Consider the following 12,091-nt stretch of genomic DNA (forward strand, 5'->3'; position numbering starts at 1 on the left):
AGAGCGAGAGAGCAGGGTGGTCGCGGACAGCGCGGCGTGTCAGATTTGTCACGGAGGATCACCGATCGGCGGCGGCCATTCCCAGGAGCTCTTCGGCGTGGGCCCTGCCCAGCTCGGAATCCTCCAGCCCGGCGAGCATGCGCGACAGCTCACGCACTCTGCCGTCGTGGTCGAGGGTGACCACGCCGCTGCGCACCACGCTGCCGTCACCCGCCTTCTCCACCACCAGGTGCTGGTCGGCGAAGGCCGCGACCTGCGGCAGGTGAGTGACGACAATCACCTGAGCGGTGCGGGCCAGCCTGGCCAGGCGCCGTCCGATCTCGACCGCGGCCTTACCGCCCACCCCCGCGTCGACCTCGTCGAAGACGAACGTCGGCACGGGGTCGGCGCCCGCGAAGACGACCTCGATGGCCAGCATGACGCGGCTCAGCTCACCGCCTGAGGCGCCCTTGTTGAGCGGCAGCGGCGGCGCGGCGGGGTGCGCCGACATGCGCAGCTCGACCTCGTCGACGCCCTCGGGGCCGTACTCCGCGGCCTCGCTGAGCTGGACGACGACCCTCGCGTGGGGCATGGCCAGCGCGGTCAGCTCCTCGGTGACCGCGGCGCCGAAGCGCTCGGCGGCGGCGGACCTGACCTTGGTGAGCTCGGCGGCCAGCTCGCCCAGCCTGGCGCTCAGCTCCTCGTGCTCCGTGGTCAGCTCCCCGATGCGGTCGTCGTCGCCCTCGAGCTCGGTGAGCCTGGCGGCCGAGGCCTGCGCCCAGGCCAGCACGCCCGCGCTGTCCTCGGCGTACTTCCTGACGAGCCCGGAAAGGACGGAGCGGCGTTCCTGGACGGCCGCGAGCCTGGCCGGGTCGGCCTCGATGGACTCGGCGTAGGCGGCCAGGTCGGTGGCCACGTCGGAGATCAGGTAGCCGGCCTCGGCCAGCCGGTCGGCCACGCCGGCCAGCTGGGGGTCGAAGTCGCGCACCGCCTCGACGGCCGTGCGGGCCTCGCCGAGCAGCGAGATCACGTCGCGCGTGTCGCCTGAGGGATCCATGGGATCGCCCAGCAGCGCGGTGTGGGCGGTGGTCGCGGCGCCGCGCAGCGCGTCGGCGTGGGAGAGCCGCTCCTCCTCCGCGCGCAGCTCGACGTCCTCGCCGCGCTTGGGGTCGACCTTCTCGATCTCCTCCAGGCCGAAGCGGAGCATGTCGGCCTCCTGGGCGCGCTCCCTCGCCTTGGTGGTGAGCTCCTCCAGGAGGGCGGCGACCTGCTTGTGGCGCTTGTAGGTCTGCGTGTAGGCGCGCAGCGGCTTGACCAGGTCTTCGCCCGCGTAGCGGTCGAGGGCCGCGCGCTGCCTGGCCGGCTGCAGCAGCCGCTGCTGGTCCATCTGGCCGTGGACGGCCACCAGGTCGTCGGCCAGGTAGGTCAGGGTGCCGACGGGAACCGTGCGCCCGCCCAGCCACGCGCGCGAGCGGCCCTCGGCGGAGACGGTGCGAGAGATGATCAGCTCGCCGTCCTCGACCTCGCCGCCGACGTCCTCCACCTGCTGGGCGACGCGGCCCTTCGACTCGACGACGAGCGTGCCCTCCACCGTGGCCTTGTCGGCGCCAGGACGCACCCTGGCGGGGTCGGCACGGCCGCCGAACAACAGCCCGAGCCCGGTGACGACCATCGTCTTGCCCGCCCCCGTCTCGCCCGTGACGACGTTGAAGCCGGGCGAGAGCTCAAGGACGGCCTCGTCGATCACGCCGAGCCCCTGGATGCGAACCTCCTCTACCCTGGGTCGCACTGGCCACTCCTGTCCCGTCGACATAGCCGAACACCTGTGCGCATGCGATCCTACGCGCTCCCGTCACCATTGACTCAGGGACGCACCCTTCCGCGCCAGCCCTGTACAGGCAATTCGAACTTGGCGACCAGCCTGTCCGTGAAGGGGGCGCCGGTGTTCTCGATGCCGTGCAGACGGGCCAGCCGTACGGGATGGGTGGATCTGCGGACCTCCACCCTCGTGCCGGCGGGCAGGTCGAAACGGCGGCGGCCGTCGCACCACAGCACACCTCCCGGCGTGTTGGGCAGGATCTCGGCCGCCAGCGTGGCGCGCGGCGAGACCACGAGCGGCTTGGCGAACAGGGCGTGCGCGCTGATCGGGACCAGCAGCAGCGCCTCGACCTCGGGCCAGACGACGGGGCCTCCCGCCGAGAAGGCGTAGGCGGTCGAGCCCGTCGGGGTCGCGCAGATCACTCCGTCGCAGCCCCAGCGTGACAGCGGCCGCCCGTCGACCTCGACGACGACCTCGAGCATGCGCTCGCGCTTTTCCACCGTGGCCTCGTTGAGGGCCCAGGTGTCGGCGATGATCTGGCCGTTCTGCCTGGCGGTGACGTCGAGCGTCATGCGCTCCTCGACGTCGTAGCGGCCCTCGACCACGGAGTCGACGGCGGCGGCCAGGTCGTCGACCTCGGCCTCGGCGAGAAAGCCCACGTGGCCGAGGTTGACGCCGAACAGCGGGGTGCCCGCGGGCCTGGCGATCTCGGCCGAGCGCAGCAGCGAGCCGTCGCCGCCGAGGACGATCATCATCTCGGCGTCCTTGGCCGCGCTGGGGTCGGAGGGCATCACCTCGACGCCCCTGCGGCCGATGTCCTCGGCCTCGGCCTCGAGCACCCTGACGGCCAGGCCCGCGTCGAGCAGCCTGTCGATCACCAGGTGCGCGCTGTCGATCGCGGCCTCACGCCCCGTGTGTGCGGTGACCAGCACCGTGCGCTTCATTGCGGCCCCTCCGCCACTGCCCGTTCGATCGCGGCGTCGAGATCCTCGACCGCGGGCTCACCTTCTCCCTTGCCCAGCCAGAGCAGGTATTCGACATTGCCCGAAGGACCAGGAAGGGGGCTGGCGGTGACGCCGCGCACGGTCAGCCCCAGCTCGACGGCCTTGGCTGCGGCATCGCGCACCGCACCGGCCCTGAGCTCGGGGTCGCGCACCACGCCGCCCGCGCCCACGCGCTCCTTGCCCACCTCGAACTGCGGCTTGACCAGCATCACGAAGTCAGACTCGGGGGCGGCCACCGCGACGAGGGCCGGCAGCACGAGCCGCAGCGAGATGAACGACAGGTCGCCCACGATCAGCGAGGGCGCCTCGCCGACCATCTCGGGCGTGAGGTCGCGGACGTTGACGCGCTCCATCACCGTGACGCGCTCGTCGGTGCGCAGCGACCAGGCCAGTTGGCCGTAGCCGACGTCGACAGCCAGCACGTGGCCGACGTCGTGGCGCAGCAGGACGTCGGTGAACCCGCCGGTGGAGGCGCCCGCGTCGAGCGCGCGACGGCCCGCCACGCGCAGCCGGGGGAAGGCCTCCAAGGCGCCGAGCAGCTTGTGGGCGCCGCGCGAGACGTAGTCGGGGCCCTCCGCCGACTCGGCCACGACGATCGCCGAGGCGGTGTCGACCTGGGTCGCGGGCTTGCCCGCCACCTGGCCACCGACGCTCACCCTGCCGTCGGTGATGAGCTGGGCCGCCTGCTCGCGGGATCTGGCCAGGCCCCGCCGTACGAGCTCGCTGTCGAGCCTGACGCGACGGCTCACTGGTCGTCCACCGAGGCCAGCGTCTCCTCAAGGGCGGAGAACGCCTCCTCGAACACCTTCACGTGATCGCTCACGGGCAGCGACTCCGCCTGGACGAGGCCCGCCACCACCGCGTCGACGCGCTCGTCACCGATCTCCATCATGTCTTCGACCGTATCGGACCGCACCGACACTCTGGCGACCCCCTCGCGCGTTGGGCAGGGTGGGGGGCGGGTTTTCCGGCGTGCCGGATCTCAGATGCTCCCCATGTGGAACGCTACCGTCCGTAGGAACGGCGAGAACGGGAAGGACGACCAGCATGGCTACCCTCGAGGAGTGCAGGGCGGCGCTCGGCAAGCTCGTCGAGCAGTTCGACGACATCGACGCGGAGTCAAGGGCCAAGCACGTGGTCGAGCGGACCGTCAGCTGCCGCGTCTCCGACCTCGACGTCATGTTCTACGGCAGGCTGCACCACGACGGCCTCGACCCTTTCGACGAGAGACCGCCGGTCGACGGCAGGCCCGCCGACGTCAAGCTGACCATCACGAGCGACGACCTTATCGCGCTGGTCGACGGCGAACTCGACCTGGCGCGCGCCCTCCTGGGTGGCAGGGTCAAGATCGACGCGAGCTTCGGCGACCTGTTGCGCCTGCGCAGGCTGCTGTGACGTCCTTCGCCGGGCTCAGACGCGCAGCGTCTCCAGCGCCGGCTTGAGCGCGTCCCCGTCCATCCGCCCCTCGCCCGCCGCCTTCCACGCCGCCTCGCAGGCCGTCCTCAGCCCCTCGATCCACTCGCCGTCACCTTCGAGGTGCAGCCTGCCGTCCGACCAGCCGGCCCGCCAGCCCCGCCGCTCCTTCGGATAGGCCCTGTGGAGCGCCGACAGGTCCTCGGCGACGTACGTCGGCCTGTGCGCGGGGGCGGCGGTCAGCAGTTCGCGTGGCGTGGCGACGCCGGTGAGCACGAGCAGGCTGTCGACGCCCGCGTTCGTCGCGCCCTCGATGTCGGTGTCGAGCCTGTCGCCCACCACCAGCGGGCGCTCGGAACCGGTGCGGATCATCGACTCGCGGTGCAGCGGCGGGGCGGGCTTGCCCGCGTAGACCGGCTCGACGCCGGTGGCCGCGGCGATCACCCGCACCATCGCGCCGTTGCCCGGCAGCTCGCCGCGGGCCGTGGGCATCGTGGCGTCGCCGTTGGCCGCCACGAACCAGGCGCCCCGCCGTACGGCGAGCGCGCCCTCGGACAGCAGGCCGTACGACAGGTCGGGCGCGATGCCCTGGACCACGGCCACGGGCTCGTCGGCGGCCACGGTCACCGGACGCAGGCCCTGCGCCCTGACGGCCATCCGCAGCCCCGTGCCACCGACGACCAGCACCGGCGCGCCGGGCGGCACCCGTTCGGCGATCAGCCGCGCGGCGGCCTGCGCCGAGGTGACCACGTCCTCCGCCGTCGCGGGCACCCCCAGGTGGGTCAGGTGCTCGGCGATCGCGGCGGGGCTCCTGGAGGCGTTGTTCGTCACGTAGGCCAGCCTGACCCGCCCCGCGGCCCGCTCCAGCGACTCGGCGGCGTGAGGAACGGCCTGCCTGCCCAGGTAGACGACACCGTCGAGGTCCAGCAGCAACGTGTCGTATCCGTCGATCAGCACCCGCGCCTCTTCTCCGTTTGACTCTCACGCCGCGTGAGACTTTAGCGTCCTGTCTGGAGCTACCCATCACGCGACGAAAGGTGAGAAACGTCATGGACAATCCGTACGCCGAGGAGGCGGCCGAGCGCTGGGGCGGGACCGACGCGTGGGCCGAGTCCCAGCGCAGGACCTCCTCCTACAGCGAGGAGGACTGGCGGCGGTGCACGGCCGAGTCGGGCGAGATCTCCGCCGGGCTGGCGGCGCTGATGGCCTCGGGGGTGGCCGCTTCCAGCCCCGAGGCCATGGATCTGGCCGAGGAGCACCGCCTGCACATCACGCGCTGGTTCTACGAGTGCGGTTCGGAGATCCACAGGGGACTCGGTGAGATGTACGTGGCCGACCCCCGCTTCACCGCCACCATCGACAGGGCGGCGCCGGGGCTGGCCCTCTACCTGCGCGACGCCATTCTGGCCAACGCCGCGCGTTAGGCCTGCCGCCTGGCGCGCAGGGTCGCGCGCACGCTCCTCAACGCCGACACGTAGTGACGCTCGTCGGGCCGCATGGCCGCCGCGATGGCCAGCGGCTCCTGGGCCGCCTCCATGTCACCCGTCCGCCACAGCGCCAGCCCGAGCCCGAAATAGGCGTAGTCCTCGGCCGGGTTGGCGTCGACGATCCAGCGGAAGGTGCAGGCAGCCTGCTCGTACTGTCTGGAGTTGAACTGAGCCCTGGCCAGCGCCTCCCTGATGCTGCGCGAGTCGGGCTCGGCCTCGGCCGCCCGCTCGAGCAGCGCCGCCGCCGCGGCAGGGCTGCCGTCCTTGAGCAGCCCTATCCCGCGCTGGTACCAGTCGTACACGTCCCCGGCGGGAGCCCCCTGACCAGGGGCGGGGGAATCTTCGGGGTCGTTTTTCCCTTGGGTCATGTGTGAGGCCTCCTCAATCGACAGACGACAGATCCGACCGATTCCCTGATGAACCGGGCACCGCTGCGTCCTTGAAGCAGTTCCTGGGTGATTCAGGCCTTTATGGGAGCATGCCCGGTATGGCGAGTCCTGAACTGCCGGTGCCGGACGGGCTGGTGCTACGCCCGTTCCGTGGCGTCCGTTTCACTGTCGACGATCCCGCCGAGGTGACCTCCCCTCCGTACGACCTGATCTCCGAGAGTGACGTCCAGGATCTCCTGGACGCCCACCCCAACAACGTGGTCCGTCTCATCCTTCCGCGCCCGGGCACCGGCATCCCGTCGGTTCCCGAGGTCGCGCCAGTCTCCGGGGTCGCGCCCGCCGCGCCGTACGGCCAGGCGAGAGACACCCTGCGCGCCTGGCTGGAGTCGGGTGTGCTGATCCGCGACGCCGAGCCCGCGCTCTACGTCTACGAGCAGACCGGTCCAGGTGTGCTCCAGCGCGGCCTCATCGGCGACGTCGGCCTGGCCGCTCCCGAACAGCGCGTCATCCTGCCGCACGAGAACGTCATGCCGGGCCCGGTCGCCGACCGCCTCTCCCTGATGAGCACGACACAGGCGAACCTGGAGCCCATCTTCCTGCTGTACGACGGCGGCGACGGCCCCGCCACCCGCCTGGTCGGCACCGTCGCGGCCACGCGCCCCCCGCTGGTGGAGGCCGTCACAGGCGACGGCGTACGGCACCGCCTGTGGGCCGTCACCGACCCTGCCGAGATCGAGCTCATCAACGCCGACCTGCGCCACAGGCAGGCGCTGATCGCCGACGGCCACCACCGCTACGCCACCTACCGGGTGCTGCAGCGCAAGGAGCACGCCACCCGAGGATCCGGCGGGCCGTGGGACTTCGGTCTCAGCCTCCTGGTCGACTCCACCGCCTATCCGCCCGACCTCAAGGCGATCCATCGGGTCCTGCCGTCACTGCCCGTGTCCGAGGCCGCCACCAGGGCGAAGGGCTCGTGGCAGGTGCGCGACTTCGACTCGCTGGAGGCGGGTCTTGAGGCGCTGGAGACCACCGCCGAGCCCGCCTTCCTGCTGGCGGGAGAGGACGGCGGCAGGAGCCACCTCCTCACCGACCCCGACCCGCTGCAACTGGCCCACGCCATGCCCACGGACAGGTCGGCGCGGTGGAACGCGCTCAACACCTCGGTGCTGACCGAGTTCGTGCTGCCCAAGGTGTGGGGCATGCAGGACGACGAGCAGAACGTCCGCATCGTGCACCACGACCCCAGGGCGGCCGTACGGCTGGCGGCGCGCACGGGCGGGACGGCGGTGATTCTGAGGCCGTTGGCGGTGGAGGACGTGCTGGCGGTGGCGGCTGAGGGGGAACGCGTGCCCCGCAAGTCCACCTCCTTCGGCCCCAAACCCCGCACCGGCCTGGTCCTGCGCACCTTCGTCTAGCCTGCGTCCGCCCGTCGGATACACGTCGAGCGGTCCGGCATCGAGGGCAGCCCTTCACGCTGGCCACGTCACGCGGCGCCAGGGCGGGGGGCTGTCTTCGCTCGCCGCAGACCGCCGGCGCCGCGTGACTCGGCGCTCGGTCCAGCCCCCGGCCTCTCGGTGATCTCGGCCCCTCGCTCAGCTCGGTGATCTCGGACTCTCGGTCAGCCCCCCGCCAGCTCCTCGGTGGCGACGCGGCCCGCGTGCGCCATGCGGTGGAGGAAGTCGGCGACCACCTCGAGCTCGGCCGCCCCGTACCCCTCGCAGATCTCCTCCAGCGACGCGTTCATCCCCGCGTAGAGCCCCAGCAGTTCGGCGTTCCGCTCGCGCAGCGCTCGGACCAGGACGGCTCGGCGGTCCGAAGGGTCGCGTTCACGAGCCACCCAGCCCCCTCGTTCGAGCCGGTCGAGGATGCCCGTCAACGTCGCCGGATGCAGCCCTGCCCGCTTGGCCAGAGCGCTGGGGCTGAGCGGGCCGTACCTGTTGACCAGATCGAGGCAGTCGACGTCGACGTCCTTCAGTTCGAGGCGTCCGCCCACCTGGTGGTCGAGCAGGGAGAGCTGAAGGCTCAGCTCCCGCATCGAGTCTCTGATCGCCGCGTTCAACCGCCGCCGTCGCCGTGCGACTTCCCCGTCATCAGATCGTACGGAATTCATATGATATGTTCCTCATATTGTATGGCTTGCGCATGACAGGCTATCGGCAGCGGACGAAGGGGTCAGCCATGATCTTGGTTACCGGCGCGACAGGAGTGGTGGGACGCGAGGCGGTCGGCCTGCTGTCGAGGGAGGGCGTGAAGGTCGCGGCCGTCACCCGCGACCCGTCCGCGGCGAACCTGCCCGAAAGGGTCTTCGTGGTGAACGGGGACCCGTCTCGACCACACACCCTGGAGACTGCGCTCGACGGCGTCGACGCCGTTCTCCTCAGCCCGCGCGCCGTCGGGAACGCCACCGCCGACCTGCTGTCGCTCGCCGCCGAGCGTGGCGTGCGCAGGGTGGTGGTCCTGTCGGCCGCCACCGTGGAGCACCCCGCCGGGTACCCCCGCTTCTCCGACCACTTCAGGGCGGTCGAGGAGGCCGCCACGGCCTCGGGACTGCGATGGACCTTCCTGCGCTGCACGGACTTCGCCTCCAATGCCCTCGCCTGGGCGCCGCAGATCCGCGCGGCCGGTGTCGTGCGCGGCGCCTACCCCGAAGCGGCCACGTCTCCCGTCCACCCGCGCGACATCGCCGCGGTGGCCGTACGGGCTCTGGTGGGCGATGACCACGCGGAACGCGCGTACGTCATCAGCGGCCCCGAGTCGCTCACCCAGCGGGACAAGGTCCACCTCCTCGGGCAGGCCATCGGACGCGAACTGTCCTTCCAGGAACTCCCGCCGGAGCAGGTCAGGCAGGGCATGCTCGCCCAGGGACTTCCCGAGGACGTGCCCGACCGGCTGCTCGGCTCGCTGGCCGACTACGCGAGGCAGCCGGGCCCTTCCACGGACACGGTGCGGCACCTCCTCGGCCGCCCTGCCCTGACCTTCGCCGAATGGGCCGACGAGAACGCCGGCGCCTTCCTTCCATAGCGGAAGGACGCACCCGGCTTCACGACCACTCCCCTCCGGCGAGCCGGCAGCCTGCCCACCGCAACCGCGCGCGGGTGGTGAGGGGAACGGCGGCAGGTGCGCGGTGGCCGTGGTCGGCGCTCACACGATCGGCTCTTCACCGGGACGCGGCCGTGGCGCGAGGTCGGCAAAAGGCAGCGGACAGTCAGGGCAGGTGCAGTGGGTCAGGCTGTCGCAGCCGGCGCTGACCACCTGGGTCAGCGCTTGCCGGATGGTGGTCAGGTCGGCGATCCTCGCGTCCACCTCGGCGATCTTGTCCTGGGCGCGGGCGCGCAGATCCGGGGTGGGATGGCCACGCCGGCCGGTGTCGATCAGCTCAGCCACCTCCTCCAGAGTGAAGCCGAGCCGCTGGGCGGCTTTGATCACCGTCAGCAGGGTGACGGTCTCGGGCGGGTAGGCGCGATGCCCGCCGGGGCTGCGCGCAGGTTCGGCGATCAGTCCACGGCGTTCGTAGTAGCGCAGCGTCTGGAGGTTGACCCCGGCCCGCTCGGCCACCTGCCCGCTACGCAGGTACGGCCCGTCGACGTCCTGTCTCACGCCGACCACCTCGCCGCGCTGCCCGCACCCGCACTGCCGCCCTCGAAGGCCGCCACCTGCTCGGCCGGCCTGTTCACATCGACGCCGACGCCGCGCCTGCGCGGGCCTGCAGCGCGTCCAGCACCTCGACCTGCTCCTGCGGCACCGCCACTTCCAGCGTCAGACTGCCGTCGGCGATGGTCAGGGTGAAGGTGAAGAACGAGCAGCAGCCGTTCTCCCGCGCCGTCAGTTCGGCGGCCCGCGCCGCGTGCTCCGGGCTGAACGCGAGCTCCAGCCGCAACCGCGTGCGCTCAGGCCGCGCCAGGGACTGCACCGTGTCGGCGAACAACGCGTCGAACTCGGCCACCCGCAGCGGCTGCTCGGCGGTGGGCAGTGTGCACGCCGAGGGCACCCATTCCTGGCCAAAGGCGATGTTCTGTGTCATACCTCGACGGTAAACCTGTACCCAGGTACCGAATGCAAGCCCTCAAGCCGTAGCGCCACAATTCGGACCGATCCTCCCCGGAGGCCGACTCGGCGTCTTCGGCGACTCGGACCAGCGCGCAGGCCAACAGAAAGATCGACTTCCGCCGCCGCCCAGTCGCAGGAAGACGCAGTTCAGAGGCTGCGGCCCCCTGGACTTACGCGTCCTTCTTGAACTGGATGATCTGGAGGTAGTTCCCGTCAGGGTCTGCGAACGTCCCGAAGCGGCCGGAGGGGCGATCCGCGACGGGAACGAGCCAGTCCACGCCCGCCGCCCGCAGCTGCGCCTCGACGGCGTCGAAGTCGTCGACGTGGAAGTTGAGGATCATTCGGCCCGGCTCGTCGTTCTTCGCGCCGACGTCGTCGCGCTGGTCGATGACCAGCAGGAGGCCGCCGAGATCGATCGGCCCTTCACCCTCATGTCCTGGTGCCAGCGCCCTGCGGTACCAGTCACGCAGCTCCGCGGGCTGGGTGGTGCCGAGAAGGATGCTGCCGGCTTTCAGAGTGATCATTGGAGATCTCCTTTCGTCGTATGCGCATGGCTGTTCGGCTGGAGAGTCGCTTCAGCGCTTCATCGGGATGTCCGACGCCTTCTCCCCCCGGCTCGCGTACCGATGATTCACGCGTAGGACTTGCCGCGCTCGGCTGCCGCGACGGCGGCGTACTCGCGCTCCAGCGCCTTGGCCGGACTCCTCTGCCAACCGGCGGCCATGGTCTGCGACATGGAGTCGGGGAAGATGTCTTCCTCCTGGTTCTCCACGCCGTCGAAGATGGCTCGGGCGACCGACTCCGGCGAGGCCTTCGGCGCGTCGAGTCCGCGCGACATCTCGGTGTCGGTCGGGCCGGTGAAGACGGCGTGGACCCTGACTCCCAGATCGGCGAGGAGCGCCCGCTGCGACTGCGTCAGGGAGAACGCGGCCGCCTTCGAGATCGAGTAGGCCGGGACGATCGGCAGCGGAGCGAAGGACGCCACGGACAGGTTGTTGACGATGGCGCCTCGCGAACGGGCCAGCAGGGGCAGGAACGCCTGTGTCACGCCGTGGACGCCGAAGAGGTTGACTGCGAGGTGGCGTTCGAGCACAGCACGGTCGTTGAGATCGTCGTAGAGCGCCATGCCGGCGTTGTTGACGAGAGTGTCGAGCGAGGGGACCGTCTGGGCGGCCTGCTCGGTCTGTGCCGCGTCGGTCACGTCCAGGAGCAGGGGCGTGACCCGTTCGTCGGAATGGGTGAAGCTTTCGCGGGTGCCTGCGTACACCTGCCGGGCGCCCCTGCGCAGGGCCTCCTCCAGCAGCGCCCGCCCGATACCTCGGTTGGCGCCGGTGATCAGGACGATCTTGCCTGTGGTCGCGGTCATTCAGACGCCGGTCGACTCGGTGGCGGCCAGGTCGGTGGCCCGCGGTGAGCGCTTGGCGCGCTGCACGGTGGCGGCGTGCTGGTGTTCCGGGGCGTTCCCGTTCTCTTTGGGGTTCGGCTGGCCCGTTCCCGTGTTGATCAGGTCCCGCAAGCTGCCGCTGATGTAGCCGCCCCACGCGTTGGTGCACACGTCGTAGCACTCGTACTGCGGGACCAGGCCGACGTGGGTGAAGTGGATCTCGGCGCCGCCCTCCTTCTCCAAGATTTCGAAGACGACCTCGGTGTCCTTCCATTCAGCCTGGTCGTCGATGAAGTTGAAGTAGTTGTCCAGCACGCGCCATGCGACCTTCCGGCCGGGCACGAGTTCGGTGACGCGGACCCTGCAGCGGTGGACGTCCTTGTAGTGGTAGTCGAACTCGCCGCCGACCTGGTCGGTGACGCCCTCGACCTCTTGCGACCACCAGCCGCGGACGTCGGTGATGGCTTCGAAGGCTTCCTGGGGAGTCCGGTCCACCGAGAAGGTGGTGGTGAAGTCCTGATCTGCTTGCATCATGCAAGTCACCGTAACCGAGGCGCTTTCATGATGCA

The 12,091-nt window shown here is 70.7% G+C and carries 16 protein-coding genes; 4 read left to right on the forward strand and 12 right to left on the reverse strand.

Translation table 11 applies throughout. The features are described 5' to 3' along the window. Positions 1–58 precede the first annotated feature (58 nt). The 4 genes from recN to ABFX55_RS18120 are packed head-to-tail and all read right to left on the reverse strand — an operon-like array spanning position 59 to position 3,694. The gene (gene recN / locus ABFX55_RS18105) at positions 59–1,792 is read right to left on the reverse strand and encodes a DNA repair protein RecN (protein WP_346122472.1); all 1,734 of its coding nucleotides are present in this window, start codon (positions 1,790–1,792) and stop codon (positions 59–61) included. 50 nt (positions 1,793–1,842) lie between these two features. Further along, positions 1,843–2,742: an NAD kinase gene (locus ABFX55_RS18110; RefSeq protein WP_346122474.1), complete on the reverse strand. Its 900-nt coding sequence runs from the start codon at positions 2,740–2,742 to the stop codon at positions 1,843–1,845. Beyond that, positions 2,739–3,551, reverse strand: coding sequence for a TlyA family RNA methyltransferase (locus tag ABFX55_RS18115; protein ID WP_346122476.1), 813 nt, complete (start codon positions 3,549–3,551; stop codon positions 2,739–2,741). The genes ABFX55_RS18110 and ABFX55_RS18115 overlap by 4 nt, the downstream gene beginning before the upstream one ends. Further along, positions 3,548–3,694: a hypothetical protein gene (locus tag ABFX55_RS18120; RefSeq protein ID WP_183662050.1), complete on the reverse strand. Its 147-nt coding sequence runs from the start codon at positions 3,692–3,694 to the stop codon at positions 3,548–3,550. Before ABFX55_RS18120 ends, ABFX55_RS18115 begins: the two co-directional genes overlap by 4 nt. A gap of 155 nt (positions 3,695–3,849) precedes the next feature. On the opposite strand from ABFX55_RS18120, the gene ABFX55_RS18125 reads away from it, so the two are divergent. Then, positions 3,850–4,197: an SCP2 sterol-binding domain-containing protein gene (locus tag ABFX55_RS18125; protein WP_346122478.1), complete on the forward strand. Its 348-nt coding sequence runs from the start codon at positions 3,850–3,852 to the stop codon at positions 4,195–4,197. A 15-nt stretch (positions 4,198–4,212) separates the two neighbouring features. Here the strand turns inward: ABFX55_RS18125 and ABFX55_RS18130 are convergent, their stop codons facing one another. Further along, positions 4,213–5,172, reverse strand: a complete 960-nt coding sequence (locus tag ABFX55_RS18130; protein ID WP_346122480.1) for an HAD-IIA family hydrolase — start codon at positions 5,170–5,172, stop codon at positions 4,213–4,215. A 92-nt stretch (positions 5,173–5,264) separates the two neighbouring features. Here ABFX55_RS18130 and ABFX55_RS18135 point away from each other — a divergent pair, with 92 nt between their 5' ends. Then, positions 5,265–5,639: a TipAS antibiotic-recognition domain-containing protein gene (locus ABFX55_RS18135; protein WP_346122482.1), complete on the forward strand. Its 375-nt coding sequence runs from the start codon at positions 5,265–5,267 to the stop codon at positions 5,637–5,639. Here ABFX55_RS18135 and ABFX55_RS18140 read toward each other — a convergent pair. After that, the gene (locus ABFX55_RS18140; protein ID WP_346122484.1) at positions 5,636–6,070 is read right to left on the reverse strand and encodes a tetratricopeptide repeat protein; all 435 of its coding nucleotides are present in this window, start codon (positions 6,068–6,070) and stop codon (positions 5,636–5,638) included. The genes ABFX55_RS18135 and ABFX55_RS18140 overlap by 4 nt on opposite strands. A 119-nt stretch (positions 6,071–6,189) precedes the next feature. Between ABFX55_RS18140 and ABFX55_RS18145 the strand changes: the two genes are divergently transcribed. After that, the gene (locus ABFX55_RS18145; protein ID WP_346122486.1) at positions 6,190–7,506 is read left to right on the forward strand and encodes a DUF1015 family protein; all 1,317 of its coding nucleotides are present in this window, start codon (positions 6,190–6,192) and stop codon (positions 7,504–7,506) included. 203 nt (positions 7,507–7,709) lie between these two features. Here the strand turns inward: ABFX55_RS18145 and ABFX55_RS18150 are convergent, their stop codons facing one another. Then, the gene (locus tag ABFX55_RS18150; protein WP_346122488.1) at positions 7,710–8,126 is read right to left on the reverse strand and encodes a MarR family transcriptional regulator; all 417 of its coding nucleotides are present in this window, start codon (positions 8,124–8,126) and stop codon (positions 7,710–7,712) included. A gap of 143 nt (positions 8,127–8,269) precedes the next feature. On the opposite strand from ABFX55_RS18150, the gene ABFX55_RS18155 reads away from it, so the two are divergent. Further along, complete coding sequence (locus tag ABFX55_RS18155; protein WP_346122490.1) at positions 8,270–9,112, forward strand: NAD(P)H-binding protein; 843 nt, start codon at positions 8,270–8,272, stop codon at positions 9,110–9,112. Positions 9,113–9,232: 120 nt separating this feature from the next. Here the strand turns inward: ABFX55_RS18155 and ABFX55_RS18160 are convergent, their stop codons facing one another. The 5 genes from ABFX55_RS18160 to ABFX55_RS18180 form a co-directional block, all read right to left on the reverse strand. Next, complete coding sequence (locus ABFX55_RS18160) at positions 9,233–9,688, reverse strand: MerR family transcriptional regulator (protein WP_346122491.1); 456 nt, start codon at positions 9,686–9,688, stop codon at positions 9,233–9,235. A gap of 73 nt (positions 9,689–9,761) precedes the next feature. Continuing rightward, positions 9,762–10,112: a hypothetical protein gene (locus tag ABFX55_RS18165; RefSeq protein WP_346122493.1), complete on the reverse strand. Its 351-nt coding sequence runs from the start codon at positions 10,110–10,112 to the stop codon at positions 9,762–9,764. A gap of 196 nt (positions 10,113–10,308) precedes the next feature. After that, positions 10,309–10,662 carry a VOC family protein gene (locus ABFX55_RS18170; protein ID WP_346122495.1) on the reverse strand — a complete coding sequence of 118 codons (354 nt, stop codon included), beginning with the start codon at positions 10,660–10,662 and terminating at the stop codon, positions 10,309–10,311. 107 nt (positions 10,663–10,769) lie between these two features. After that, entirely contained in the window at positions 10,770–11,504 is a 735-nt protein-coding gene (locus ABFX55_RS18175) for an SDR family NAD(P)-dependent oxidoreductase (RefSeq protein WP_346122497.1), read from the reverse strand. Further along, positions 11,505–12,056: an SRPBCC family protein gene (locus ABFX55_RS18180; protein ID WP_346122499.1), complete on the reverse strand. Its 552-nt coding sequence runs from the start codon at positions 12,054–12,056 to the stop codon at positions 11,505–11,507. It lies immediately after the preceding gene. Positions 12,057–12,091 lie beyond the last annotated feature (35 nt).

Origin of the sequence: Nonomuraea roseola (assembly GCF_039535395.1) — a bacterium.
Lineage (GTDB): Bacteria > Actinomycetota > Actinomycetes > Streptosporangiales > Streptosporangiaceae > Nonomuraea > Nonomuraea roseola.